The sequence below is a fragment of the Mycobacterium sp. genome, from assembly GCF_002863225.1.
In the GTDB taxonomy this organism is placed as follows: Bacteria; Actinomycetota; Actinomycetes; order Mycobacteriales; family Mycobacteriaceae; genus Mycobacterium.
This window is the reverse complement of sequence record NZ_PKEK01000050.1, coordinates 164,959-190,543: the sequence shown is the minus strand read 5'-3', so window position 1 is coordinate 190,543 and position 25,585 is coordinate 164,959. Positions and strand designations below refer to the sequence as shown.

The 25,585-nt window shown below is 65.6% G+C and carries 25 protein-coding genes and 1 pseudogene; 11 read left to right on the top strand and 15 right to left on the bottom strand.

Translation table 11 applies throughout. From position 1 onward, the window contains the following. The first annotated feature begins 14 nt into the window (after positions 1-14). Positions 15-1,631, top strand: a complete 1,617-nt coding sequence (fadD1, locus tag CYU59_RS17055; protein WP_292991801.1) for a fatty-acid--CoA ligase FadD1 — start codon at positions 15-17, stop codon at positions 1,629-1,631. Here the strand turns inward: fadD1 and CYU59_RS17050 are convergent. Further along, on the bottom strand, positions 1,611-2,273 hold the full coding sequence (locus CYU59_RS17050; protein WP_292991798.1) for a TetR/AcrR family transcriptional regulator: 663 nt from the start codon (positions 2,271-2,273) through the stop codon (positions 1,611-1,613). The genes fadD1 and CYU59_RS17050 overlap by 21 nt on opposite strands. Before the next feature lie 38 nt (positions 2,274-2,311). Further along, on the bottom strand, positions 2,312-3,169 hold the full coding sequence (locus CYU59_RS17045; protein ID WP_292991795.1) for a mycofactocin-coupled SDR family oxidoreductase: 858 nt from the start codon (positions 3,167-3,169) through the stop codon (positions 2,312-2,314). A gap of 131 nt (positions 3,170-3,300) precedes the next feature. On the opposite strand from CYU59_RS17045, the gene CYU59_RS17040 reads away from it, so the two are divergent. Then, positions 3,301-4,107, top strand: coding sequence for an SDR family oxidoreductase (locus CYU59_RS17040; protein ID WP_292991792.1), 807 nt, complete (start codon positions 3,301-3,303; stop codon positions 4,105-4,107). Between the two features lie 22 nt (positions 4,108-4,129). Here the strand turns inward: CYU59_RS17040 and CYU59_RS17035 are convergent, their stop codons facing one another. The 5 genes and pseudogenes from CYU59_RS17035 to CYU59_RS17015 all read right to left on the bottom strand — a co-directional run bounded on the left by CYU59_RS17035 (position 4,130) and on the right by CYU59_RS17015 (position 9,838). After that, positions 4,130-5,329, bottom strand: a complete 1,200-nt coding sequence (locus CYU59_RS17035) for a DUF427 domain-containing protein (RefSeq protein ID WP_292991864.1) — start codon at positions 5,327-5,329, stop codon at positions 4,130-4,132. Positions 5,330-5,410: 81 nt separating this feature from the next. After that, positions 5,411-6,901: pseudogene (locus CYU59_RS17030) on the bottom strand (AMP-binding protein); the annotation flags it as partial. Continuing rightward, a complete protein-coding gene (locus CYU59_RS17025) occupies positions 6,898-7,653 on the bottom strand; it encodes an SDR family oxidoreductase (RefSeq protein ID WP_292991789.1) in 756 nt (251 codons plus the stop codon). The pseudogene CYU59_RS17030 and the gene CYU59_RS17025, both read right to left, overlap by 4 nt. Continuing rightward, a complete protein-coding gene (locus CYU59_RS17020; RefSeq protein WP_292991786.1) occupies positions 7,650-9,119 on the bottom strand; it encodes an aldehyde dehydrogenase in 1,470 nt (489 codons plus the stop codon). Before CYU59_RS17020 ends, CYU59_RS17025 begins: the two co-directional genes overlap by 4 nt. A 107-nt stretch (positions 9,120-9,226) precedes the next feature. After that, positions 9,227-9,838: a TetR/AcrR family transcriptional regulator gene (locus tag CYU59_RS17015; protein ID WP_292991783.1), complete on the bottom strand. Its 612-nt coding sequence runs from the start codon at positions 9,836-9,838 to the stop codon at positions 9,227-9,229. Positions 9,839-10,052: 214 nt separating this feature from the next. Here CYU59_RS17015 and CYU59_RS17010 point away from each other — a divergent pair, with 214 nt between their 5' ends. Next, positions 10,053-10,862 carry an SDR family oxidoreductase gene (locus tag CYU59_RS17010; protein WP_292991781.1) on the top strand — a complete coding sequence of 270 codons (810 nt, stop codon included), beginning with the start codon at positions 10,053-10,055 and terminating at the stop codon, positions 10,860-10,862. A 3-nt stretch (positions 10,863-10,865) separates the two neighbouring features. Here CYU59_RS17010 and CYU59_RS17005 read toward each other — a convergent pair whose 3' ends face one another. The 7 genes from CYU59_RS17005 to CYU59_RS16975 all read right to left on the bottom strand — a co-directional run bounded on the left by CYU59_RS17005 (position 10,866) and on the right by CYU59_RS16975 (position 17,324). After that, positions 10,866-11,990 (bottom strand): acyl-CoA dehydrogenase family protein, encoded by a 1,125-nt coding sequence (locus tag CYU59_RS17005; protein WP_292991779.1) that lies wholly within the window; start codon positions 11,988-11,990, stop codon positions 10,866-10,868. A 1-nt stretch (position 11,991) separates the two neighbouring features. Next, positions 11,992-12,657, bottom strand: coding sequence for a nuclear transport factor 2 family protein (locus CYU59_RS17000; RefSeq protein WP_292991777.1), 666 nt, complete (start codon positions 12,655-12,657; stop codon positions 11,992-11,994). Then, positions 12,654-14,297: a class I adenylate-forming enzyme family protein gene (locus tag CYU59_RS16995; protein WP_292991776.1), complete on the bottom strand. Its 1,644-nt coding sequence runs from the start codon at positions 14,295-14,297 to the stop codon at positions 12,654-12,656. The genes CYU59_RS17000 and CYU59_RS16995 overlap by 4 nt, the downstream gene beginning before the upstream one ends. Beyond that, positions 14,294-15,061, bottom strand: a complete 768-nt coding sequence (locus CYU59_RS16990; protein ID WP_292991774.1) for an enoyl-CoA hydratase-related protein — start codon at positions 15,059-15,061, stop codon at positions 14,294-14,296. Before CYU59_RS16990 ends, CYU59_RS16995 begins: the two co-directional genes overlap by 4 nt. Before the next feature lie 73 nt (positions 15,062-15,134). Further along, complete coding sequence (locus CYU59_RS16985) at positions 15,135-15,881, bottom strand: SDR family oxidoreductase (protein WP_292991772.1); 747 nt, start codon at positions 15,879-15,881, stop codon at positions 15,135-15,137. Continuing rightward, positions 15,871-16,494: a TetR/AcrR family transcriptional regulator gene (locus CYU59_RS16980; protein ID WP_292991770.1), complete on the bottom strand. Its 624-nt coding sequence runs from the start codon at positions 16,492-16,494 to the stop codon at positions 15,871-15,873. Before CYU59_RS16980 ends, CYU59_RS16985 begins: the two co-directional genes overlap by 11 nt. Before the next feature lie 5 nt (positions 16,495-16,499). Beyond that, the gene (locus tag CYU59_RS16975; RefSeq protein WP_292991768.1) at positions 16,500-17,324 is read right to left on the bottom strand and encodes a MaoC/PaaZ C-terminal domain-containing protein; all 825 of its coding nucleotides are present in this window, start codon (positions 17,322-17,324) and stop codon (positions 16,500-16,502) included. Between the two features lie 98 nt (positions 17,325-17,422). Between CYU59_RS16975 and CYU59_RS16970 the strand changes: the two genes are divergently transcribed. Genes CYU59_RS16970 through CYU59_RS16935 form a run of 8 tightly spaced genes read left to right on the top strand, consistent with a single transcriptional unit; the run spans position 17,423 to position 25,120 of the window. Further along, entirely contained in the window at positions 17,423-18,496 is a 1,074-nt protein-coding gene (locus CYU59_RS16970; RefSeq protein WP_292991766.1) for an LLM class flavin-dependent oxidoreductase, read from the top strand. Then, complete coding sequence (locus CYU59_RS16965; RefSeq protein WP_292991764.1) at positions 18,493-19,995, top strand: class I adenylate-forming enzyme family protein; 1,503 nt, start codon at positions 18,493-18,495, stop codon at positions 19,993-19,995. Before CYU59_RS16970 ends, CYU59_RS16965 begins: the two co-directional genes overlap by 4 nt. Then, on the top strand, positions 19,992-21,161 hold the full coding sequence (locus CYU59_RS16960; RefSeq protein ID WP_292991762.1) for an acetyl-CoA acetyltransferase: 1,170 nt from the start codon (positions 19,992-19,994) through the stop codon (positions 21,159-21,161). The genes CYU59_RS16965 and CYU59_RS16960 overlap by 4 nt, the downstream gene beginning before the upstream one ends. Then, positions 21,158-21,562: an OB-fold domain-containing protein gene (locus tag CYU59_RS16955; protein WP_292991760.1), complete on the top strand. Its 405-nt coding sequence runs from the start codon at positions 21,158-21,160 to the stop codon at positions 21,560-21,562. Before CYU59_RS16960 ends, CYU59_RS16955 begins: the two co-directional genes overlap by 4 nt. A gap of 5 nt (positions 21,563-21,567) precedes the next feature. Further along, positions 21,568-21,972 (top strand): nuclear transport factor 2 family protein, encoded by a 405-nt coding sequence (locus tag CYU59_RS16950; protein WP_292991757.1) that lies wholly within the window; start codon positions 21,568-21,570, stop codon positions 21,970-21,972. 51 nt (positions 21,973-22,023) lie between these two features. Then, positions 22,024-24,045, top strand: coding sequence for a dehydrogenase E1 component subunit alpha/beta (locus CYU59_RS16945; protein WP_292991755.1), 2,022 nt, complete (start codon positions 22,024-22,026; stop codon positions 24,043-24,045). Next, positions 24,042-24,269 (top strand): lipoyl domain-containing protein, encoded by a 228-nt coding sequence (locus CYU59_RS16940; protein WP_292991752.1) that lies wholly within the window; start codon positions 24,042-24,044, stop codon positions 24,267-24,269. The genes CYU59_RS16945 and CYU59_RS16940 overlap by 4 nt, the downstream gene beginning before the upstream one ends. Continuing rightward, a complete protein-coding gene (locus CYU59_RS16935; RefSeq protein WP_292991749.1) occupies positions 24,266-25,120 on the top strand; it encodes an enoyl-CoA hydratase/isomerase family protein in 855 nt (284 codons plus the stop codon). Before CYU59_RS16940 ends, CYU59_RS16935 begins: the two co-directional genes overlap by 4 nt. Positions 25,121-25,143: 23 nt before the next feature. Here CYU59_RS16935 and CYU59_RS16930 read toward each other — a convergent pair whose 3' ends face one another. Continuing rightward, the gene (locus CYU59_RS16930) at positions 25,144-25,581 is read right to left on the bottom strand and encodes a hypothetical protein (RefSeq protein WP_292991746.1); all 438 of its coding nucleotides are present in this window, start codon (positions 25,579-25,581) and stop codon (positions 25,144-25,146) included. Positions 25,582-25,585 lie beyond the last annotated feature (4 nt).

Sequence of the window (25,585 nt, the reverse complement as noted above, 5' to 3'; positions counted from 1 at the left end):
CAAGGAGATGCCCGGTGCGCGAGACCATTCAGCAAATCCTGCGTGACCGCGCGCACGACGACACCGTCGCGGTGCGCTACGACGACCGGACGTGGACCTGGCGCGAGCACCTGGCCGAGGCCGCCGCGGAGGCGTCGGCGATGATCGGAATGGCCGACCCCGCGCGGCCGCTGCATGTCGGGGTACTGCTCGGCAACACCCCGGCCATGTTGAGGTCCATGGCGGCCGCCGCGCTGGGCGGCTACGTCTTGTGCGGCATCAACACCACCCGTCGTGGGGCCGGACTTCTCGCCGACATACGACGCTCCGATTGTCAACTGCTGCTGGTCAATCCGGATCACCGACCGCTGCTGGACGGGCTCGATCTGTCAGGTGTCACCGTGCTCGACGTGACGTCGCAAAGCTATCTCGAGGCGGTCGAGTCTGCGCCGGCACTGGTGCCGCACCGCGAGGCGGTCGCCACCGACCCGCTGATGCTGATCTTCACTTCGGGCACCACCGGCAACCCCAAGGCGGTGCCGTTCGCGCACGTGATGGCGGTGCTCAGCGGAAGCAGCCTGGTGTTGCAACTCGACGTCACCCCGGACGACGTGTGCTACCTGTCGATGCCGCTGTTTCATTCCAACGGGGTGGCGGGTGGATGGTCGGTGGCGGTCTGCAGCGGGGCGACGATGGTCCCGGCCAAGTTCTCCGCGTCACGCTTCCTCGACGACGTCCGTCGTTACGGGGCCACCTACATGAACTATGTCGGCAAGCCGTTGGCGTTGGTGCTGGGCACACCCGAGCGGCCGGACGACACCGACAACTCGTTGCGCGTCGCGTTCGGCAACGAGGCCGCCGACCGCGACATCGACGAATTCGCCCGCCGGTTCGACTGTCGAGTGATGGACGGGTTCGGCTCGAGCGAGTTCGCGGTCATCGTGGTTCGCGAGGACGGCACCCCACCGGGTTCGATCGGCAAGGGCTGGGAAGGTGTCGCTGTCTACCACTCCGATTCCCTGACCGAGTGCGCCACAGCGGTGTTCGACGAGACCGGTGCACTGGCCAACTTCGACGACGCCGTCGGTGAACTGGTGAACACCACGGGCGGGGGTGCGTTCGGTGGCTACTACAACGATCCCGACGCGACCAACGAACGTATGCGCCACGGTATGTACTGGTCCGGGGATCTCGCCTACCGCGACGCCGACGGCTGGATCTACCTCGCCGGACGCACCAGTGATTGGATGCGGGTCGACGGTGAGAACCTGGCCGCCGCACCGATAGAGCGAATCCTGCTGCGCCACGAACGGCTGAACCAGGCTGTGGTGTACGCGGTACCCGACCCGCAGGTGGGTGACCAGGTGATGGCGGCTGTCGTCCTCAACGCCGGGAACAGCCTGGCGCCGGATGAACTCACGGAATTCCTTGCCGCGCAATCGGACCTGTCGCCAAAAGCCTGGCCGAAGTACGTGCGGATCAACCGCGTGCTGCCGCAGACCGCGACCAACAAGGTCCTCAAGCGCACCTTGATCACCGAGGGAGTGTCGGGTGGCGACGGAGTCCTGTGGGCTCGCGAGGAGCGCGGAACAAGCTACTCGGCCCTGGCCGACGGCATCGGCGCCAGGGAACTATCGGCCGCCGATTCCTGAACATCGTTCAGCGAGAACGTTGTTCACCGCCGAGTCGATGGCACCGTCGTAGTCGAAGTCGGGGAGACGGGTCAGGCTACCGAGAATGACCGGGCCCAACAGCAACATTCCGGTGGTCTTGCGAGCCTCCGGGTTGTCCGCCAGCCGTGCCTCCGCGCCCGCAAGTATCGCGTCGCATGGATCAAGGAGCAATGCGTGAATCCGCTCCCGCAGGGCAACGATCTCGGGTCCGTCACCGCCGTTGCGGCCTCGGTGCGGGAGGGATCCACGTTCGAGCGACAGCCACGTCATCGCCGGGAGCAAGACCGAGGGTGGTGCGAGTAGAGCGGCTTGCTCCCGCAAAGTGGCCACCAGACGTTCACGCACGGATCCTGCTGTGCAGACCGGCGCTGACGGCATCAACTGCAGGAATGCCGCTGCGACCAAGTCGGTTCGGCTCGGGAAGTGGCGGTAGAGCGTGGAACGCGCGACGGTAGAGGAGCGGACGACGGCGTCGACCGTGACCGCTTGCGGTCCATGATCCTGCAACAGTGCGGCCGCGGCCTCGACGAGAAGGGCACGAGAACGGGTACGCCGTGGATCGGCCTGCGGCGTGGACCGGGCGGACAGCGAGATCGCAGGCGGCACGGCGCCGCGTGTCACGTCGGCGAGGTTCCGTTTCGGTGCTGGTGACGGTATTTCTACATTCCCAACTTGAGACCCGCGCCCGCATCCACGAACAGCTGTTGGCCGGTGACGAAGCGGGATTCGTCGGACGCGAGATACACCACTGCATGCGAGATGTCTTCCGTTTCCACCCATGGTGTCGGCATCGCCTGGAGGATCGGGAACACCAATTCCGCGTCCTCTCGGGTCGGTTCGGGCAGATCCGGGCGAAATACCTTGTACATGGGGACGTTGTGGAGCATGTCGGTGTTGACGTTGGTCGGATGCACGGCATTGACGCGAATGTTGTGTGGCGCCATCGTGAGCGCAAGAGCCTTCGTGTAGTCGCGAATCATCTTTTTCGCCAAGCCGTACCCGGCTCCGCCTGGCCCCTGCGGTCCGCCTCCCGTCGCGAGGTCCTTCTGATCGACAAGTCCGGCGATCGACCCGGTCGCGATGATAGAGCCGCCGGTCGTCAGATGGTCGAGGCTGACGTGGATGGTGTTCACCACGCCCACAAAGTCCACGTCGAAGGCGTCGACGAACCCGCGAAAGGGAATGTGGTTGCCCTGCGGGCAGATTCCAGCGTTGGCTACCACGGCGTGCAGTCCGCCGAATTGTTCGACGGCCTCATCCAGGGCCGCCTTCAAGGAGAATCGATCGCGTACGTCGACGGCGGCCGAGAATGCTCGCTGTCCGGATTTCTCGACGAGGTTGACGGTTTCGTCGAGATCTTCACGAGTGGCAAGTGGGTATTCGTTCGAAGCGATGTCGGCGCAGATGTCGATCGCGATGATGTCGGCGCCCTCATCTGCGAGGTGAACGGCATGGCTGCGTCCTTGACCGCGGGCGGCACCAGTAACGAGGGCGACCTTGCCCTTGAGTCGATTCATCTCATCCTCCAGACGGGCCGAGCGAGGAGATTTCCCGAGCGGCGCATTGAATAATAGAACACTCAGTGTTTATCTGTCATGTAAGGGTTCACCGAGGAGACGGTCGGGTTCGGGCACGAATGGAGGGTGCGATGGTGCTGTCGCGCGACGCGGTCGCGCTGGACGGACGCGTGGCGGTCGTGACCGGTGGCGGCACTGGCATCGGCCGAGCGACCGCGTTGGCCCTGGCCGCATTTGGTGCGCGAGTGGCGATCTGGGAGCGAAATCCCGACAGCGCGGAGTCTGCGGCCGCGGAAGCCGACGGAATTGCCTGCGTCACCGACGTTCGCGACCAAGAGCAAGTCGATGCCGCCGTCGTCCGAACTTCGAGCGAGTTGGGCACACCGTCCATCCTGGTGAACAATGCCGGTGGCGTGTTCTGGTCCGGCCTTCTGGACACCTCTCCCAACGGGTGGGAGGCGTTGATCCGGATCAACCTCGTTCAGGTCATGCTGTGCACGCAGCGCGTCGGCCGCGAGATGGCAGCCCGCGGACTGGGAGGCAGCATCGTCAACATCAGCACGATCGAAGGGGTCCGCGCCGCACCGGGTTTCGCAGCCTATGCGGCCGCTAAAGCCGGTGTCGTCAACTTCACCAAGACCGCTGCACTGGAACTCGCACCGCACGGCATTCGGGTCAACGGATTGGCGCCCGACTTCACCTCGACCGAGAGTCTTCGGGCGATGGCACCAGAGGGCGAGCAGAACGCCAAGCTGATGGTGCCGCTCGGGCGAGCCGGCCACGTCGACGAGATGGCGGGAGCCGCTGTGTTTCTCGCCGGCGATCTGAGTTCCTACATCACCGGCCAGACACTGCACGTCGACGGCGGTACATCAGCTGCCGGCGGGTGGTACCACCATCCCGACGGCGGCCGCTACGTCCTCGGCCACATCGGCTGATCCCGAACCGCCGCGTCACATCTCACATCGCGGTCCGGCTGTCGTGACCCATCAACGCCGGATCGTTGTCGAAGTTCCGCACCATGGCCTGCACGACATAGGAGGCCGCAAGCACCCCTTCGCGGGTGAATACCCGCCCATCACCCTGGATGAGCCCGCGCCCCGCCCAGAATGCGCGATTGGAATAGAGCAGCCATTCGGTGACGTCCACCTCGTCGTGAAACGCGATGTCCAACTTGATGATTCCTGTCGACAGGTCCCGGTGAGCCCGCGCCTCGCCGAAACCGCGGTGGGGGAGCATGCCGGCGGCGATCGTCCAATGCGTCGTCGACTGAGCCAGCAACGCAGTGTGCAGATGGGCCGCCGCGGGAGCCTCACGGAAGCGCACCCAGGCGTCGATTCTAGGAGCTGCGACCCGGTCGGGATCCGGGTCGTATGCACCGTCGACGACCCGAATTTCCCTGCCCGGCATGCCGAAACCGGCGAACGGCAACGCGTCGTCCGGGCCGACCACATCGGGCATTGCCTCGACGTCGCGAATGACGTCGGGCGCGCCCGAGTCGGCGAGCAACAACCCGACGCTGCGCAGGACGCCGTTCTGGCTCAACCGCACCTCCGCGGTGGAAAACGTCCGCCCTTGCCGCAACACATCGACGGCGACATCGATGGGGGCGGTGAACGAGGCCGCTTTCATGAAGCTGAGCGATGCTGAAGTGACACGTTGTCCTGCAATGGTTTTGGTCATTGCCACGATGGCTTGGGCGGCGAACTGACCTCCTTCGACGACATCGCGTCGCGTCGGCCCGTGTGCCGGTCCGACGAAGTGCCGCTCGGCCACCGGCTCTACGTCGATGAGGCGGATCAGCTCGTCGGCGTCTCCCCACAGCGGAAACGTCGCGGGAACGGTTGTGCCGTCCTGCCAGCGCTCCACGACCAGCACGCGCAGGGCGCGCGAGTAGAAGGACACGTGTCCGGAAAGGGCGGCGACCTCAGGGAGCGGCGTTCGGTAGGTCCAGACCACGTCGTCGGTGGTGGGCTCCACGGCGGTGAGGTTCCAGTACGTGGCGACACCTTTGAACGGGCAGACCGTGGTGCGCTCGGATGGTGTGAACAACTCCCATCGAACGGATTCCGCCGGGAAGTACAGCCGATCAACGTGATCGGTTTCCGTCACGAGCAGGCAGGCGTCACTCTCGGCGATGAGTACCTCGCCCGCCCACACCTGACCGGTGAACGGGCAGGCGCTGACGTCGATCCGGTAGTCCGGGTGGGTCGGCCACGCCGATTCGACCTCGGTCTTCGCCAGTTCGTCGGCGAGTTCGCGACGCAGCACCTTGCCGGTGGCGGTGGTGGGCAGTTCGTCGCGGAAGACAATCCTGTCCGGGGTGCGTGAGCCGCGCAATTGACCGCGCACGAAACCACGCAACGCCTCAACATCAGGGTCAGCGCCCGGCGCGGGCACAACGACGGCGACGATGATCTGGCCCCATTCCGGATCCGCGGCACCGACCACAGCACACTCGCGTACCTGTGGGTGTTCGACGAGGACGTCCTCGATCTCGGCCGGGGCGATGTTCTCCCCGCCGCGGATGATGGTGTCGTCGGAGCGGCCGCCGATGAACAGATAGCCGTCGGCATCGAGGTATGCCATGTCGCGGGTGGGAAACCAGCCGTCGGCGTCGAGCACCGATCCGATGTCTGTGTAGCGGCCGGAGACCTGCTCGCCGCGAACGAACAGCTCACCGGGCTCGTTCGGGCCGAGGACGCTGCCGTGCTCACCGCGGATCTGGACCTCAACCGCCGGTACCGGCCGTCCCACCGAGCCGAGTCGGCGGAGCACACCCGGATCGTCAGACGCCAGCGCAAGGCGGTGGTCCTCAGGAGTCAGCACGGCGATCGTGGAACTGGTCTCGGTGAGGCCGTAAGCGTTGACGAAGCCGACCCCGGGCAGCAGGGCGAGCGCCTTACGCAGCAGTGGGAGTGCGACTTTGGAGCCGCCGTAGGCCAGCGTGCGCAGGGTCGGCAATGTGGTGTCGGTAGTGGTGGCCTCCAGCGCGGTCACAATGCGGTCGAGCATGGTTGGCACCACCGTCGCCGAGCTGACAGCTTCGTCATCGACCAGCCGCACCCACTCGTCGGCGTCGAATGTGCTCTGGTACACCATCTTGCGGCCCGCGTAGAGATTCGACAAAGCCGCGGAGACGCCGGCGATGTGATATGGCGGCACGCAGATCAAGGCGGCGTCACCGGAGTGTGCGGAATCGAACTCAACGGTGCCGGTGATGTAGCTGGTCAGGTTGTTGTGAGTCAGCTCAACGGCTTTGGGTGCCGAGGTGGTGCCCGAGGTGAACAAGACCACCGCGACCGCGTCGGGGTCAGGTTCGCGGACCGCCACCGGATCCGCGGCCTCAGCGGCAATGCAGAAGTCCGCTGGCGAGATCACCGGGAAGCTGTCGCCGACCATGTCGCGGTAAACGTCGTCGACGATCACCAACGGTTCGGGGAGTCGTGCGATCAGTGTGCGCAATCCGTCGACTGACAGTCGGTAGTTCAGTGGAGTGACCGGCACCGCGGCGCGTGCCGCGGCGAACAACAGCAGCGGCAACATTGCCCCGCCGGCACCGACGTATGCGACGTGTTGTGCCCCGGACTCCGCGATGACACCGGCTCCGCCGTCGGCCAGCTCGCTGAGTTCGTCGACCGACATTCGGAGTTCACCGGACACGATCGCGGTGCGGTCGGGCTCCGCCAGCCCGCCGGACTGGGCCATCTCCAGCAGTAGCGAAATACTCATAGGCTCATGGGCGGAGCGGGGGATTTGAGCGTGACATGCTCCAAGCCGACGTTCGGATTGTCCAGTGCGCTGGCGAAGATGCCTGCCAGCGTATCGGCTACCCCGTCGGGAGTCATGTGAGTGGCCGGTACGAGTCCACGCGAAATCCATTCACCCGCAACGACTCCGAGAAGATCGGGGTCGAAGTCCGAGATGAAATCGGTCGGCACGGTCGCCCCGACTTCAATGCAGCTGAAGCGGAATCCCGAGTGTTCGAGGCGCCATGCCACCAGGCTCCGCTCCATCGCGGCCTTGCTGGCCGAGTACGCACCGAGCGCTCGATGCGGATGGCGCACGGAATCCGACGACAGCACGGCGACGACCGCAGAGGGCGTGAGCACCGGGAGGTGAGCTTGGATGACCTGGTGAACGCCAATCACGTTGGTCGTCAGCACTTTGATCCAGTCGTCGGCGTCGACCTCGGAGAAAGACTTCAGTGGCGCGTATCCGGCGCTGATCAACAACAGATCGACCTCGCCAAGGGCATCGGCCGCCGTTGCGCCGATGCGGACGCAATCGTCGGGAACGCGGATGTCGGCAGCCACCGACGTGGCTGACACCGCTTCGGCAAGGACGTCGGCGGGAAGTTCCCGGCGTGCAACGACGACGAGTCGAGCGCCGTCGGCAAGCGCCCGGATGGCGAAAGCCCTTCCGATCCCAGCGGATCCGCCCACTACGACGATCCGCTTTCCCGCCAGTGATCTGCCGGTCACCGCACCCCCTCGGCGATCGCCTTGATCTCCAGATACTCCTCGAAGCCGGCCACGCCCATCTCGCGGCCGATCCCGCTGTGTTTGTAGCCACCGAACGGTACGTCGACGCCGTAGAACACGCCGCCGTTGACGTTGACGGTGCCGGTGCGCATGCGGTTTGCGACGGCACGGGCGCGCTCGTCGTCGGCGCTGACCACCGCTCCCGACAGTCCGTAGCGCGAATTGTTGGCAATCTGCACCGCGTGATCGTCTCCGTCGTGCGGAATCACGACCAACACCGGGCCGAAGATCTCGTCCTGAGCCACCGAAGAATTCGGGTCCACATCGGTCAACACCGTCGGTTCTACGTAGTAGCCGGCCGGCAGATGTGCGGGTACCCCACCACCGACCGCGATCGTGGCGCCCTCGTCGACACCCTTCTTGATGTAGCCGAGTACGCGTTGACGTTGCACCTCGCTGATCAACGGGCCCATCAAGACCGAGGAGTCGGTGGGATCGCCGAACGGCCATCCGTCGAGCGCCTCGGCGAGTGCCTGGACCCCCTCGCGATACTTGGCCCGCGGCAACAGCAGTCGGGTGGTGTTCGCGCAGCCTTGTCCAGCATGGGTGGTGGTGGCGAACGCCGCCGACGTCACCACCGATCCGAGGTCGGCGTCGTCGAGCGCGACAAGGGCGGACTTCCCGCCGAGTTCCAGGAACACCTTCTTGATGGTCGGCGCCGCGGCGACCATGATGCGCGTGCCGGTACTCGTGGACCCGGTGAAGGAAATCATGTCGACCCGCGGGTCCTCGCAAAGCTGCTGGCCCACAGCGTGATCCGCCGATGTCACGACGTTGACGACACCGGCCGGGATATCGGTGTGCTCGGCGATCAGCTGACCGAGCAGCGTTGCCGCGTACGGTGTGTCCGGCGCGGGCTTGAGCACCACCGTGTTTCCGGCCGCCAGGGCCGGCACCACCTTCGCCAGGTTGATCTGCGCGGGGTAATTCCAGGGCGTGATAGCGCCGACAACGCCGACGGGCTCACGGCGTACCGTCCGCCGGGTCGATATGCCGAAGGGTTCGGCGATGCCGAGGCTCGTTTCCCACGCGTAGTTCTCGGCCAGGTCGGCTATCCATGGCAGACCGGCGAGCGGGGCGTCGAGTTGCGGTCCGTAGGTCAGCGCGACGGGACAGCCGACTTCGGCGACGAGCGCGGCGCGCAGTTCGTCGGCATGTTTGGACAGCGCTTCGTGCAGCTGACGGACACAACGGACGCGGAACTCGAGGGACTGTGCCCAGTCGGTGTCGTCAAAGGCCTGCCGCGCTGCGGTGATCGCGGCGTCCATGTCGGCCGCGGCTCCGTGCGCGACGGCACCGATGACCTCTTCGGTCGCAGGGTTGACGTTGTCGTAGGTCTGTCCGCTGGCCGCCGCGACAAGTTGTCCGCCGATCAGCATTCGTTCTTCACGCCAGATCTGTGCCATGAGTCTCCTGAGTCCTCCGCCCCGCGAGCGCGGGCTGCGTGGCCGCTGAGGAGAACAGTAGTACAGGAGTTGTTCAGTTGAACAGCACGGGATGGCGTCGGCGCCAATCAGCGCAGACCGTTGATGGCGAACTTCTCCACGTACTTGCGTACAGTCTCGGGTTTCGACATGTCGAAGGTCTGCGCCTCGTTGACCGTGGAGAACGAGTAGATGATTCGGGCCAGCCACTCGCTGGCGGCGGTGACGTCGATGCCGGCGCCCACCTCGCCCCGCTTTTGGGCTTCGCGCACGTACGGCACCAGGAACTCCGTCGAACGCCGGATCGCCGAGTCGCCGTCCGAGATCATGTGACGCATCAGCTCCGCGTCGTCGGCCATCAGGCGATTCCGGGTGCGATGGTCCAACAGGATCGTCGCGTGTGTCTCCGCCATCGCCCCGAGTTTCTCGGCCAGCGTCGCCTTCTTCGCCATCGCGGCCGCGACGAGCTGGTAAAACTTCTGGGCGCCGAACTCGATGGCTGCGTCGATCAGCACGGTCCGGTCTTCGAAGTAGCGGTAGATGGTGCCGCGGGACAGATTTGCCATTCGCGCCACGTCCTGAACGCTGGTGCGCTGAATGCCCAATTGCGTGAAGCACTGGTTGGCGGCCTCGAGTATCTGATCGCGCCGGTCGAGCTCGTCCTGCTCGTCGACCTCGGCCGCTACGCGAGAGGTTGCCATAACGCTCCTTGCCTGTTGGGAGGGCCCTTCCGGCCACCTCGCCAAGATTCTCATGCTACGCGAAACCAGCTATCCCAGCGTGCAGGTCGGTATCGGCGCGGCAGAGCTCAGTCGCCACCGCGCAGGTTTACCACTGATCAATAGAACATATTGCGTTGATTTGTTTCGTGTGGGAACTTCGGATGCGCCGATACTGTCGCGCGAAGGAGTGGACGTGGAACTTGGAGTCAGAGACCGCAATTTCGTCCTTGTCGGCGGCACCACCGGGATGGGTTTCGGAGCCGCCCACCAGCTCGCCGCTGACGGTGCGAACGTGGCCCTGCTGGCTCGTGACGAACAGCGTGCAGCCCAACGCGCCGAGTTGCTTCGCGATCAGTACGGCGTTCGCGCCGTTGGAATCGGGGTCGACGCCGCGGCTCCGGGGGCCGGGGTGCGGCTGGCGATCGACCGGGCAGCGTCCGAATTGGGTCCGCTACGTGGACTTGCGGTGACAGCCGGCCCGATGCAGCAACAGGGACCATTCCTCGACCACGGGGACGATTCGTGGGACTGGTACTACCAGATGATTTTGATGGCGACGGTCCGATCCTGTCGTGCAATCATTCCCCATTTGCAGCGCAACGGCGGTGGAACGATTGTCAACACCGCTGCCTACTCCGTGCGCGCCCCCAAGATTCTCATCCCGCCGTACACCGCTCTCAAGGCCGCGGTCCTGACGATGTCGAAGATCCTCGCCAAAACCCATGGGCACGAGGGTATTCGGGTCAATGTCATGTGCCCCGGACTGTTCGACACCGAGACCAACGATCACATCCGGGACAAACGGGCGGAGCAGTACGGCGTTCCGCCCGAGGACGCGATATACACACACCTGTCGAGCAATCCGGACTGGAACATGCGGGTGGCGTTGGGGCGGGGCGGCTTTCCCCATGAGGCGGGCGAACTGGTGGCCTTCCTGCTGAGCGACCGCGCCGCCTATCTGACCGGCGCGGTGATCAACATCGACGGCGGGACCGACTTCTAGCCGCTACAACCCGACACGATCGGCCAACAGCCGACGATGATAGTCGGCGTCGCCCAACAGCATGGCCGAGGATTGGGCACGTTTGTAGTACATGTGGGCCGGATGCTCCCAGGTGAATCCGATGCCACCGTGCAGCTGGATGTTGGCGGCCGCCGCCCGCGAGAAAGCCTCCGTGCTGTGCGCTTTGGCAAGTGCCGCGGCGGCGGGAAGCGCTGCGGGGAGCGCGTCGGCCGCGTAAGCGGCGTATTGGGTTGCGCCGCGCGCACACTCGATCGCCAGCATCAGATCCGCGCAGGAGTGCCGAATGGCCTGGAATGACCCGATCGGCCGGCCGAATTGGTGACGGACCTTGGCATACGCCACGGCCTGGTCGAGGCATCGCTGCGCACCACCGACCTGTTCGGCGGCCAGCGCCGCTGCGGCGTACGCCAGGGCCTGCTCCAGGTCCGCCGCTGAGGCATCCAACCGGGTGGCCGGGACACTGTTCAGGTGGACGACGGCCTGGCCGCGAGTCGGGTCGAGGGTCGACTGCGCGCGCCGGTCCACGGCCGAGACGTCGTCCACGCAGAACACTCCCACGCCGGCATCGGCACGCGCTACCACCAACAGGAGATCGGCGACAGCGCCGTCCGGCACGAAATGCTTGGTGCCGTGCAGCGTCCAGCCGCCGGCGTGTGATTCAGCGCGTGTCTCGATGCGGTCGAGGTCCCACCGGCCGCTGCGCTCGGTGAGGGCGAGGGTCGCGATGGTGTGCCCACCGGCAATCCCCGGCAGGTAGCGTGCTTTGGCCTTGCTGTCGGCACACTGCAACAGCACACCTGCCGCAAGTACCGCCGACGAGAAAAATGGGCCGGGCAGGAGTGCGGCGCCCATTTCCTCGAGCACCAATGCCATTTCGGTGTACCCGAAGCCCTCACCGCCGTACTCCTCGGGAATGGCCAGGCCCTGCAGGTTCAATTGGTCGGCCATGGCGCGCCACACCGCCGGGTCGTATCCCTCGGGGGATTCCATGACGCGCCGCACCTCGGACTCCGGTGAGTGATGCTCAAGGAAAGCCCTTACCGCCGAACGAAATTCGCGCTGTTCGTCACTGAGCGTGAACGCGGCCGGGGTCATCTGATCGGGCATGTCAATGATTCCTCGGATCGTCGTCGGCCCGGCCGGTTGGACTGACCTTTGGAGCATCGCTGTGTCTCCGAAGACTGCGGATCCAGTCGCCGGCGGCGGCCGGTGCCGGAACGGGGTTGTCGAACCGTCCGGGGTTGGCGGAGTGAAAATCGCGCCAACTGGGGAATGCGTCGTGGAAGGTGCCTTCATGGGCTTCGGTGTTGGGCCACCGCATCTTTCGTGGTCCAACCGGTGGGTCGCGAAGATCGCTTTCGTACCAGAAAAGCGGGATGCGCCGCACGAAAAACCAACGACCGCTGCGGCGTTCGTACGAATCGAGGTAGGCCAGCAGTTCGATGACCCACACCGATGCGGTCTCGAGATCGTTGCGGGAATACACCAGACCCGTTGCGTGATCGGCGTCGTGCACATCGATGACGTGACCCAGGATGCCGTGCGCACTTCCCAGCAGGTCGTGTCGCAATTCGGTGTCGTACCAGTCGCGTAATGCGTCGCGCCCCCGGCGCTTCCCGGGCACGCCGACGTCGTCGACAAAGAGATTGACCAGTGAGTTCAAGTCCCGCATGTCCAGCGCGACGGCATATTTCGCCGCCAGCTGGCGAATTTCGTCGAGTGCTTCGAGCCGGTCGATACGCGCGCTGAGCGCGGCCAACGTGCCGTCGTTCACACCAGGATGCCTTCGCGCATCAGCGAGACAAGCCTGCGCTTGTCTATCTTGTCGGTAGTGGTGTACGGCAATAGGTCAGCACTTGTCAGGATCGCCCACCTCTTGGGCACCTTGTATGCGGCGAGATGGGTGCGACACGCCGTGATCAGATCCTCCGCGGTGGCTTTCCTGCCCTCGTTGAGCACTACCGCCGCGCTGACGATCGCACCTTTCTCCGGATCCGGCATACCGACGACGTAGGCCACCCGAACCTCGGGCAGCTGGCGCAGCACCGCTTCGACTTCCATTGGGGCGACGTTCGTTCCCGACGTCTTGATCATCTCGTCGGTGCGTCCGGCGAAGTAGAGATGCCCGTCGTCGTCGCGATAACCGGCGTCCTTGGTGTGCAACCAGCCGTCCCGGTCGACGAGCTCGTGCCAGTGTTTGCCGATCATCCCGCGCATCAACGCGGTGCCCCGGACGCAGATCTCTCCCGTGACGCCGTTGGCAACCTCGGCACCGTGGTCGTCGATCACCTTGTGCTCGTAACCGGGTGCCGAGACGCCCAGTGACCCGCGTTTGGCCTCGGGCACCTGTTCGTGCGGCGGCCACCAGGTGTGACTGCTACAGGTCTCCGTCATCCCGAGTTGGGCGACGCGCAGCGACGGGTCGGCGGTGCGCCGCTCGGGGGCGAGCAGCACCTGCTGATAACCGTCGCGAAGGTGGGACAGATCGGTCCGCGCGAAGTCCGGGTGGTTGGCGAGGGCGGGGCCGACATGCGGGAATCCCGTTGTGTAAGTTGCCCGCTCGGCTTCGAGAAGTCTCAGGACGTGGCCGGCGTCGAACCTGTGCTCGGTCAGTACCGTAGCACCGAGCTGCAGCGGCCCGAGTAGTCCGAAGACCAACCCGGCCACCCAGAAGAACACCATCGGTACGTAGATGCGGTCGTCGACACCCCAGTCGTGTTCGGTGGCGATGAATCTGGAATGTGTGATCACCGAACCGTGGGTGTGCACGATGCCCTTGGGGTTCGACGTGCTACCCGAGGTGTAGATCACCACGAGATCGTCGGACGGGCGGACGGTCCGCTCGCACGCTGCCAGAAATTCCGCACTGACGGGTTCGGGCCACGAACTGGGCCAATCGGCCTCGGTTTTTCCCAATGGAAAAACGTTGCGCAGCTGGGGAAGTGCGATGGACCGGAGCGGCAAGGCGAGTCCATCTGCGGCGGTGGACAGCCGGGACAGCAGATTCTTGCCGAGGATCGATTCGACCGAGAGCACGGTGTGTACGTCGGCATCGTGTAGCACCCAGGCCAATTCCATCGGCTGGAGGAAGGTGTTCAGCGGAACCGCCACCGCGCCGATCCTTGTGATAGCGAGAAACGCGACCACGAATTCGGGCCCGTTCGGGGCCAGGATCCCGACGCGAACGCCCTTGGTCACACCGGCGCCGACAAGTCGCGCCGCCATTGTCGCGGATTGGGAGTGAGCCTGTGCGTAGGTGATCCGCTCGATAGAGCCGTCCTCGAGGCAGGTGACGACGAGATCGCTGCTGCCGTACTCGGCCGCGACGAAGGCCAGCATCCGCGGCAGCTTGGGTTCGTAGGGGAGTGGCGGGTAGGCGAACGTCCGCTCGGCCGCCGGGGCCGTCCACGTCATTCGACGACCCAGTGTGGTTGGCGCTTCTCGGCGAAGGCTGCCATCCCCTCCTTGTAGTCGGGGTGGGTCATCTGATGGTGCAGCACGTACCGGTAGGCGACGTCGTTGGCGGCGTGCAAGCCCACGTCGAGGCTGGTCCACATCGCTTTGATGGACGCCTGAGTGGTAGCGGGCGACAGTTCCGCGATGGACAGCGCGATCTCGCGGGTGCGGCCCTGCAGTCGGTCGGCCGGCACGACTTCGTTGATGAGGCCGATGTCGTAGCCGCGTTGCGCGCTGATCCGACCGTCCTTGGTCATCAGCGCCAGCTGCATGACCATCGAGATCGGCATCCGGCGTAGGAGTACGGCCGGTTCGAGCGCGAATACATTGCCGACCTTCAGATGTGTGTCGATCAGCTCGGCGTGCTCGGCGGCGATGATGAGGTCGGCATCGGCGACCTGGTGTAGACCGCCGCCGACCACCATCCCGTTCAGCGCGCAGATGACCGGTTTCCACACGTTGTGATGCAACCGGGAACCGGGCACCTTGTTGCGAATCCCGCTGGCGGCTGTGGACCTGATGTCCTGCCCTGCGCAGAACGCGCGGTCACCCGCACCGGTAATGATGGCGACCCGGATGTCGGGGTCGTCCCGCACCTGGCCCCAGGCCCACCCGAGTTCGGTCCGGGCCAGGTCGTCGGTGGCATTGAGCCGCTCGGGCCGATTGATGGTGATCGTTGCGACGTGTTCGCTGACGTCGAACAGAATCCGCTCCAGTTGCACTCCGAGCCCTCTCAGTCGGCAGCCTGCGCTAAACAGATTAGCAAAATTTGTATCATTGTGCGGGCGCCGACCGTCAGGGCATCCACTGTCCGCCGCAGACTGAGATCAGCTGGCCGGTGACGTGTTTGGCCGCGTCCGAGCACAAGAACGAGACCGTCTTGGCGATATCCTCGGGATCGCCGATGGCTCCGGTGAGGGTCGATTCACGCATCACGTCGAGTTCGGCATCCGTTTTTCGGGTCAGCAGCCAGGGCGTGGCGGTGGTGCCGACGACAACGGTGTTCACCCGCACACCGAGCGGGCCCAACTGGACCGCCATCAGCCGGCTCAGCCCCTCCACGCCGGATTTCGCGGCGGCATACGCCGGCGGGCCGGTGCGCACCCCATGCGCGGACACCGAACTGATGTTGACGATGGCGCCCTGCCGGGCTTCGACCATCTGCCGCGCCGCGACCTGCGCCATGATGAACGTGCCGGTGAGGTTGACCGCCACGATGCGGTCCCAGTCGTCGTCGGTCTGGTCGAGGAACGACGCCGGCAGCGTCATCCCGGCATTGTTGACCAGGGCCCGGATGGGACCATGCGTATCGGCCAGCCGCGCGAGCTCCCGTTCGACCGCGTCACGGTCGGTGATCGACAGCTCGACCGCGAGCACCGATCCCGCACGCGCCGAATCGGATTCACGCGTACGCGCGATGGCCTTGGCGTTGACGTCGACGACCGCAACCCGGTAGTTCGCAGCGACCAGTTCAGCGACGATGGCCTCACCGATGCCCCGGGCGCCGCCGGTGACCACCGCCAGCCGACGATCATCCGGCACGGCGGCCTCGTTCGGCCTTGACGAGGCGCTCGATCCGGCTGATCGACGGCCGCAGCAGTTGGATCGCCTGTGACATCACGGCCGTGAGGTCACCGCGGCCACCGTCGGCCACCCAGGTGTCGATTGCTGCGCGGTTGGCGCCGTTGACGACGCTGACTGCCAGCCGGGGGCGCAGGTCAGTGCTTGCGTCGGTGCCGAGCCAGCGGGCCACCTCACCGGTCATCTGATCAATCCAGTCGTCGTTGATGCGCAGCCGAGTGGCGCGCAGCCCGGGATGACGCGCGTACATGCGGGCGCGCACCAGGAAGAACTCCTGCTGGGCATCGATCGCTTCGGCAACGGCCGCGGATGCCTCGGACAACGCGCCCCACAGCGACGTTGACCGGGAATCGCGAAAACGACGGGTCGCCGCGTCAAGCCGGTCCGCGTAACCGTCGAAGAGGATGTCGTCTTTGGTCGCGAAGTGATGGAAGAACGTCCGAGGGGCAACCCCGGCGTGTGCCGAAATCTGTTCCACGGTGGTGGATTCGTACCCGTTTTCCTCGAACAATTCGATCGCGGCGGTGATGAGCGCCTGTCGATTGCGCTGGCCGCGCACGCGTCGCTGGTCCATGACCCTCATCCTCGTAGGGTTGCGGTGCCGGAGGACAACGCGACGACGGGCCCCTGGCTGGTGCGGAAGCGCACCTGTTCGCCGTGGCGCCACACCTCGGTGCGCAGGGGGGCGCCGAGCATCACGGGTTTGGCGAACCGGCAGCTGATGGATTGCAACGTGTCCGGATCACCCTGCCCGACACCGTTGATGACCGCTCGGGCCGCGAAGCCCAGAGTGCACAATCCGTGCAGGAAGACGTCGTCGAAGCCGGCTTTCCGGGCGGCGGCGGGGTCGATGTGCAGTGGATTGCGGTCACCGCTGAGCCGGTACAGCGCGGCCTGCTCGGGTCGGACGTCGTCGTCGACGGTGACGTCAGCGGGCTCGGCGGGCTCGGCGGGCGCTGCCGTTCCACGCTCGCCGCCGAAGCCGCCACCGCCCAGCACCATCGTCTGGCCGGTTGCGACGAAGACCTCGCCGTCGGCGTCCGAGCCGCGTGTCGTGACTTCGATCGACGCGTGCTTGCCCTTGTCCCACACCGCGGTGACCTCGCCGGTGACCGCGAGCTTCCCGGACGGTGGCAGCGGGCGAGTCACCGTAAGTGACTGTCCGCCATGCACGATCGGATACGAGCCCAGGTCGAGCACAGCGCGCAAATCCTTGACCGCCCACCAGTTCGCGAGTAGGGCGAAGGTCGGCAGTACCGATGGGCCGCTGTGCTCGTCGATCAGAGCGAGTTCGGCCGGCGGCCGAGCGCCCACGCCCAGCGCGTAGAGGATGACGTCGGTCTCGGTCCAGGCAAAGGTCGTTGCATCGAGTGCGGTACCGACAACTCGGGGAGTGAGGGCCACGTCAAGCCTCCGGACTTCTTGCTAAACGGATTGACGACATGTGTTCAATCGTGCAATATAGTGGCAGTAACTGCAACTAGTTTCTAGGAGTGAGCGACATGAAGTTCGGTGTCTTCATCCTCGGCGACAAGCCCAACCACCTGACAGATCAGGAAGTGTTCGCCAACGTGCTGGAGGAGGCCCGTTGGGCCGAGGAACTCGGCTATGACGAGGTGTGGCTGGCCGAGCACCATTTCTCGCCCTATGGGATGCTCGCCGACCTGCCGCTGGTCGCAGCGGCCATCGCAGCCCAGACCGAGCGCATCCGGATCGGCACCGCGTGCATGGTGACGCCCTTCCACAACCCGATCCAGCTCGCCGAACGGATCGCGATGGTGGACGTGCTGTCAGGTGGACGATTCGACGCCGGCTTCGGGCGTGGTTATCAGGCGCACGAGTTCAAGGGCTTCGGCATCCCGATGGACGAGGCCACCGGTCGTTACACAGAATGCCTCGAGATCGTGAACCTTCTTCTCACGCAGGAGAACGTGAGCTACGAAGGTAAGTACTTCACGATCGACGACGTCACGGTGTATCCGCGGCCCATCCAGCAGTCCGTCCCGGTGTGGGGCACGGTGATGAAGACCCCATCGAGCTTCGAGTGGTTGGCCGACAAAGGATTCGGCGCCATCATCGGCAACCCGTACACCGTCGACCCCGACCTGCAGGGTGCACTCGACATCTATCTGGAGACCCAGGCGAAGAAGGGGCTCGACGCGGCCACCGAGAACGTGTGGGCGTTGCTGAACGCGTTCTGCCACACTGACGACGGTTTCGCCCGCACCTATCCGCGGGAGAGCGTGGAGCTGTCCATCGAGCGGCATCGGGCGTACTCGAACCCGTTCGAACGCGGCGGTGAGATCCCGGCCGACTACAAGGCTTACTCCGACTGGTTCGACAAGCACGACAAGCAGAGTTACGAGCAGGTGCTGAACTCGCACCTGACGCTGATGGGTGACCCCGATCGCATTGTCGAGAAGATGCGAACGGTGGTCGACATGGGCTGGCGCAACATCATGCTGCGTATGTCGCGTGGCGGGGCCATGGACCGCGCCAAAGTCTACGACTCGATGAAACTGTTTGCTCAAGAGGTGATTCCGGCGGCAACCGAACTCGCGGCAGCTCCGGCTTGAGTAATCAGCTGGCCGAACGGCTTCAGGCGATATTGACGCTGGACCCGGACGCACCCGCAATCGAGTTCGCTGGTGAGTGGACCGACTGGGCTGCGTTACACGCGATCGCGGCCGGCGTCGAACAGCGACTCGCCGCGGCCGGTCTGGGCAGCGGAGATCCGGTCGGTCTGGTGCTACGCAACCATCCGGCGATGGTGGGAGCGCTGATCGGCGTTCTGATGTCCGGAGCCACCGTGGTCACCGTCAATGCATCGCACGGCGACACCGGCCTCAACGCAGACATCGAGGAACTCCGGTTGCCGGCAGTGATCGCGCTCGAAACCGATTGGCAGCGAGCGGGTCTGAGGGAGGCCGCGGCCGGCGCTCTGGGGCTCAGCGTCTCGAGCGACCCTGCAGCGGTGACAGTGCTCGCGGGTTTGGGCGCGCCCGGAGCCGGTCCGTTCCGGCAAGAGGCCGACGGCGTCGCGGTCGAGATGCTGACCAGCGGTACCACCGGCCCGCCCAAGCGAATTCCCCTGACGTATCGGGCGTTCGAGAACACCGTCGTCGCCGCGGGGGCGCACTATTCCAGCGGAACGAGCGGCGGGCCCCGGCTGCGGTCCGGGATTGCGATCGTGAGTTCGCCGCTGGTGCACATGTCCGGGCTCTTCCGCACATTGCTGAACCTGTGCGAGGGCCGCCGCATCGCTCTACTCGAACGATTCCGGGTGCCCGAATTCGTGGAATTGGTGCAGCGGCATCGGCCCCGCGCGGTGAGCCTGGTCCCGTCGGCTCTGGCTATGGTGCTCGACGCGGACGTCTCCGCCGACGCCTTCGCGAGTGTCGAGGTGGTGACCTCCGGCACCGCGCACCTGTCGGTCGCGCTCCAAGAGGCCTTCGAGGAGCGTTACCACGTCGCGGTGCTGACCTCCTACGGCGCAACCGAATTCGCAGGCGGGGTCGCCGGCTGGAACCTCGATCTGCACCGCAAGTGGGTGGATTCCAAACGTGGCAGCGTCGGCCGGCCGCAGCGTGGTCGGGAGGTCCGGATCACCTCGCTGGACGACGGCAGTGAACTCAGCGAGGGCGCCCAGGGCCGGATCGAGGTGCGCACGGACGGCGGGCAGTGGGTGCGTACCACCGACCTCGGCCGCATCGACTCCGACGGCTTTCTGTACGTCGACGGGCGCACCGACGACGTGATCGTCCGCGGTGGGTTCAAGGTCACGCCCGCGGATATCGTCACCGCGCTGCGTAGCCACCCCGGTGTGCGTGATGCCGGGGTCACCGGGATACCCGACGAACGGTTGGGCGCCGTCCCCGTCGCCGCCGTCGAATTGTCATCAGGAGCCACAGTCGATTCCGACGACTTACTGGAATTCCTCCGCGAGCGGCTGACTCGCTATCAGGTGCCCGCCAGGCTGCTCATCGTCGCCGAGTTGCCGCGCACCCCGTCGATGAAGGTGAGCCAACCCGCGCTGCGTGAGATGTTCGACGAGGTCGAGGAGTTACACACGTGACCGGTATACGAGGCGCGGCCGCGATCGTCGGGGTCGCTGACGAGGTATCGCCCGACGGCGTGATCGATACCCCGCTGAGAGAACTCGAAGCGCGGGTGATCCGGGCGGCCCTTGCCGACGCCGGACTGACGCTGCGTGACGTCGACGGATTGTGCAGCTGCACCGGCGGCACCCTGATGCACTCGGTCGAGCTGGCCGAATACCTCGGCATCAGACCGCGTTTCACCGACGCGACCCAGACCGGCGGGGCCAGTTACGGGCTCTATGTCGAACACGCGGCGGCCGCCATCTCGGCCGGTCTTGCCGAAACGGTGGTGATCGTCTACGCCTCGACGCCACGCGCGGCGCGCAAGCGTGGTGAGAAGGGTCTCGGCGTATTCGCCACCCCGGAGCGACTCGAGTGGGAGACCCCGTTCGGGGTGATGCTGCCGATCAGTGCCTACGCGCTGGCCGCCAACCGGCACATGGCCGAATTCGGCACTACAGCCGAGCAACTCGCCCAGATCGCGGTGGACACCCGGACATGGGCCAGTCGAAACCCGCGTGCGCACCTGAGGGACCCGATCACCGTCGATGACGTCCTCGGCTCCGGCTTTCTCGCCGAGCCGGTGCACAAGCTCGAATGCTGTCTCGTGACGGACGGCGCGGCCGCAATCGTCGTCACCAGTGCCGAGCGCGCGCGATCGCTGGCGAAGCCGGCGGCGTATGTCCTCGGCGCGGCCTCTGCGGCGTCGCACGCGATGATCTCGCAGATGCCGGACCTGACGGTGACGCCCGGCGCGGTCTCCGGGCCTGCCGCGCTGGCCGCCGCGGGTGTGACGCCCGACGACGTCGACGTCGTTCAGTTGTACGACTCGTTCACGATCACCGTGCTGCTCGCTCTGGAGGATCTCGGGTTCTGCAAGAAAGGCGAGGGCGGTCCGTTCGCGGGCAGCGGTGCGTTGGCGCCCAGTGGTGCGCTGCCCGGTCAGACGACGGGTGGTGGGCCGGCCTACACCCACCCGGGTGCCTTCGGCGCCTTTCTGCTGGTGGAGGCGACCCGGCAGCTGCGTGGCGAGTGCGACGACCGTCAGGTCGCGGACGCGCAGGTGGCGCTGGCACACGGGACCGGCGGAGTGCTCTCGGCGACCTCGACCGTCATCCTCGGAACGGAGGCCACCCTGTGAGCGCAGAACCCCCGGCCATTCCCGTGCCTGAACCCAGTGTCGCCTCGGCACCCTTCTGGGACGCGACCCGGGACCGCGAGCTGCACATGCAACGGTGTACAGGCTGCGGCGAATTGGTGTGGTACCCCCGGTTCGCCTGCCCACACTGCGGCCACGACGAGCTGAATTGGGAACGGCTGTCGGGGCGGGGTGTGGTGTACGCGGTGAGCGTTCATCACCGTCCCGCGCTGCCCGCGCTCGCCGACAAGGTGCCCTATTCGGTGGTGCTGGTGGATCTCGACGAGGGTGCGCGGATCATGTCCAACGTATTCGGCGATCCGCCCGCCGTCGGGGCCGCCGTCGACATCGGCTGGATTGCCTTGCCGGACGGGAGAAATCTGCCCACATTCGAGCGCAGGTGAGCCCGGTGTCCTCTTCAAACGATCTGACCAAACAGCGCGAAGCTGTCGTGCTCCGCCATGTCGCCGCGGAAAACGAGCGCGATCTCGAGGGCATCATGGCGACCTTCGCCCACCCGCGCTACGAGATCGTGCCCAGCGCAACCGTTTACGAAGGCGACGCTGAGGTTCGGCAGATGATCCTCGAACAGTGGGAGCGCCTGCCGCGGATGCACTACAGCGCCGAGGCGGTGTTCCATGCCGCCAACGGGGTCTTCGTCGAAACGCGAACGACGTGTCCGGGGACCGCGGTCGACATGCTCAGCGTCAACCTCTTCGTATTCCGGCAAGACAAGCTGATTTTGGAGCGCTGCTACTTCGATCGCATGCAGTTCGCTGCCGAACTGGAAAAAATCGAGCAACTGCACGATTGAACAGAAGTCGTTCTATTGTAGGCTGGCACGCCAGACCGTCGAGGAGTGTGGATGTCCACCCAGATTGACACCGAGCCGCCATTGCCGACGAGTGATCGCGCGGTGGCCCTGTACCGCTTGATGAGCAAGGTTCAGCTCGGTGACCGACGCGTCCGCAAGGCCCTGTCGTCCGGTGAGGCGGCGATGAGCTATTGGCCGGTGGACGGCCAAGAGGCAATGTCGGCCGGCGCGATGCTCGCGCTCGCTGACGGTGATCAACTCGTCACCACCTACCGAGGGCTCGGCGACGTGCTCGCCAAGGGCATAGATCTGCGCGGATACTTCGCCGAGATCCTCGGCCGCAGCGACGGATTGTCCAGCGGCAAGGCCGGCGCGATGGGGATCTACGACCCCGACCACGGCATCGCCTGGACGACGGGCATCGTCGGCGCGGGTCCACTGGTCGCCAACGGCATCGCATTGGCCGCCGCGCGGCGGGGCGCGGGCCAGGTGGTGCTGGTCAGCTTCGGTGACGGGGCGACCAGCATCGGTTACGTGCACGAGGCCATGAACATGGCCGCGCTGTGGAGCCTGCCCGTCATCTTTTTCTGTCAGAACAACACCTGGGCCGAAGGGACGGCGATCGAGCGCTACACCCGTTCCGGACGGCTTTCGGACCGGGCACCGGGTTATGGCATGCCGGGGGTCACGGTGGACGGCACCGACCCGCATGCGGTGTTCGGCGCCGTGGCGGAGGCGGCCGAACGTGCCCGCCAGGGCGCCGGGCCGACGTTCGTCGAGGCCGTGGCATACCGATTGCAGGGCCATTACTTTGGCGACGCGATGGCGTATGCCGACCCCGACCAACTCGCGGCGAAACGGGCGGACCCACCGTTTGCCCGCTATCGAAAGAGCTTGATCGACAAGGGGTCCGCGACGGAGGCCGAACTCGACGCCATCGATGCCGAGATCACGAGCGAACTGGATGCGGCGTTCTCCGCCGCGGTGGCATCGAGCCCACCCGAGGTCGACGAGTTGCACAGGGACGTCTTTGCCGCACACGGTTGCGAGTTGGCGGCTTCCGGTCCGGCGCATGCCGACCTGCCGACCGGTGACACCGAAGAGCTCGGTCTGGTGCAGGCCGTCAACCGGACTCTGGACCGAGCGATGGCGGCTGACGACTCGATCGTGCTGTTCGGCGAGGACATCAGCGACTCCTCGGGCGGCGGAATGTTCAAGGTCACCGCCGGGCTGTCGGCGAAATACGGCGAAGACCGAGTGCTCGACACCCCGATCGCGGAGTCGTCGATCGTCGGCGCGGCGATCGGTGCTTCGCTCGGCGGTCTGCGACCGGTCGCCGAACTGATGTTCATGGATTTCCTCGGTGTGGCGATGGATCAGATCGCCAACCACGCCGCAAAGGTGCGTTACATGTCGGGCGGGCGGACCTGCGCCCCCCTGGTCATCCGCACCATGGTCGGAATGGCTGCGGGCCCGCAACATTCGCAGGCATTCGAAGCGTGGGCGATGCACACTCCCGGTCTGAAAGTGGTGTGGCCCAGTACGGCGGCCGACGCCGCGGGTCTGCTGAACGCCTGCCTCGCCGACGACGATCCCTGCTTGTTCATCGAGTCGATGAAGCTCTACTACGGCGGCGGAAAGGGGCCGGTCCCAGTCGCCGACTACGTCATCCCGCTGGGTCAGGCCGACGTCAAGCGGGCCGGCTCCGACGTGACGGTGGTGACCTACGGGGTGATGGTGGCCGCCGCCCTCGAAGCGGCGCGGGAACTCGAGGCCGAGGGAGTCTCCGTCGAAGTGGTCGACCTGCGCACGTTGGTGCCGCTCGATCTGGCGACTGTGATTGCGTCCGTGCGCAAGACCACCAAACTCGTCGTGGCGCACGAATCAGTGGGGTTCTGCGGTCCCGGCGCCGAAATCGCAGCCGCCGTCGGCACCGAACTCTTCGGCGTGCTGAGCGCGCCGATTCAGCGCGTGGCCGGGACGTACACCCCGGTGCCCCGGGCGGCCACGCTCGAGGCGGCGTGCCGGCCCGGTGCAGCTCAGGTGATCGAGGCGATCAGGAGGATCACGTGACCGACGTGCGGTTGCCCAAGCCCGGCGATGCCATCACCGAAGCCGAGGTGACGGAGTTCTTCGTCGAAGACGGCGCTGTGGTGAGTGAGGGCGAACCGTTGTACTCGTTGGCCACCGACAAAGTCGAGATGGACATCGAATCTCCCGCGGCGGGAACGGTGTCGTGGAAGGTTGACGAGGGCGGTACGTACGAGGTCGGCGAGCTGATCGCGGTCATCTCGTGACCGATTTGCCCGCCGACGTCGATCTCGCGGCCGACGAGCTGTCCGCCCGTATCGAGGGCGATGCGCTCACGGTCACGATCAATCGGCCCGAGAAGCGAAATGCGTTGACGGCGGACGGATATCACGGCATCAAGCGTGCGGCGATGATTGTGGCCGACGAGCCTGCGTTGAACTTTCTAGTGATCACCGGAACCGGTGACGTGTTCTGCGCCGGGGGAGACATGAACGCGGTAGGTAATCCCGACCGTCGCTGGGATTCGTTCACCGAGGCGTACGACGCGACCCCATTCGAGACGCTGGGCAAAATCCCGAAACTCGTCGTCTGCGCGGTGAACGGACTGGCACTGGGCGGCGGCCTCGTCATGACGTTGTACGCGGATCTGGTGATCGCCTCCGATCGGGCGCGGCTGCGCGTACCGGATCTCACCCGCGGGGTGTACGAAGCGTTCATCGCCGCACGCATACCGCAGCGGGTCGGCACGCTGCGAGCCAATCACCTTGTCTACGGCAACGATTGGATTGACGCGGTCGAAGCAGAACGGCTGGGGCTGGTCGGCAAGGTGGTGGCACACGACTCGCTCACCGCCGAGACGAACGCTTTGCTGGACCGGGTGCGCAACACCGGCCCCGCCGCCCGGGCCGCGATGAAACGAGAGATGTCACGAGCGCTGCCGGCGGTCGACGTCTCAGGGTATTGGGCGTCGATGGGCACCGCCGAGCAACTGGAAGCCTTTACTGCCTTCCTGCAGAAGCGGCCTCCCGAATGGCCCGTGGCCGCCGATCGCGATGCATTCGTCTCGACCCGCCGACCAGCCTGGACGTCATCCGGCCGGGACTCCGACAAGTCCTGAAAACCCCTTTTCGACAAGGAAGTTCAGCCGTGCGGCTGCGCAGCGTGCTGCTTGGCCTCCCGCTCAGCGTGAAGCCTCACCAATTCGCGAAACCCTAATCTGCGGTAGTGCGGCTTGGGCTGAACACCCCAAGTGTCCTGGGCCGTCGTCTGCCCTTCGTTCTCCGCGGGCCCGCCGAAGGGTGGCCCACTCAGCGGGTAGGGATATCTGCACTGCTTCTGGTCGTCGGAGTACATGATTTTGGTCAGCTCGTCGCACATCTGGTGCATCGACAGTGTCGGCCAGCCGTACCAGACCATCAGGAACGGCACGAACAGAGTGCCTTCGACGACCAGTGCGAACATGCACACGTAGATGCCGCGGCGTAACCAGGTGTGCAGCCGCTTGTGGTACTTCGTGGTGCCTGCCGGAAGTTCATCGTCCTTTGCAGGTTCCATCGCGGGGGCTTTGGGTGTGCTCATCGTC

Excerpts from the sequence above, each read along its gene's own strand:
- CYU59_RS17045 (WP_292991795.1), bottom strand. The coding sequence starts at position 3,169 with ATGAATCGACTCAAGGGCAAGGTCGCCCTCGTTACTGGTGCCGCCCGC.
- CYU59_RS16945 (WP_292991755.1), top strand. The coding sequence starts at position 22,024 with ATGTCCACCCAGATTGACACCGAGCCGCCATTGCCGACGAGTGATCGC.
- CYU59_RS16970 (WP_292991766.1), top strand. The coding sequence starts at position 17,423 with ATGAAGTTCGGTGTCTTCATCCTCGGCGACAAGCCCAACCACCTGACA.
- CYU59_RS16995 (WP_292991776.1), bottom strand. The coding sequence starts at position 14,297 with ATGACGTGGACGGCCCCGGCGGCCGAGCGGACGTTCGCCTACCCGCCA.
- CYU59_RS17015 (WP_292991783.1), bottom strand. The coding sequence starts at position 9,838 with ATGGCAACCTCTCGCGTAGCGGCCGAGGTCGACGAGCAGGACGAGCTC.
- CYU59_RS16930 (WP_292991746.1), bottom strand. The coding sequence starts at position 25,581 with ATGAGCACACCCAAAGCCCCCGCGATGGAACCTGCAAAGGACGATGAA.
- CYU59_RS17040 (WP_292991792.1), top strand. The coding sequence starts at position 3,301 with ATGGTGCTGTCGCGCGACGCGGTCGCGCTGGACGGACGCGTGGCGGTC.
- CYU59_RS17005 (WP_292991779.1), bottom strand. The coding sequence starts at position 11,990 with ATGCCCGATCAGATGACCCCGGCCGCGTTCACGCTCAGTGACGAACAG.
- CYU59_RS17020 (WP_292991786.1), bottom strand. The coding sequence starts at position 9,119 with ATGGCACAGATCTGGCGTGAAGAACGAATGCTGATCGGCGGACAACTT.
- CYU59_RS16980 (WP_292991770.1), bottom strand. The coding sequence starts at position 16,494 with ATGGACCAGCGACGCGTGCGCGGCCAGCGCAATCGACAGGCGCTCATC.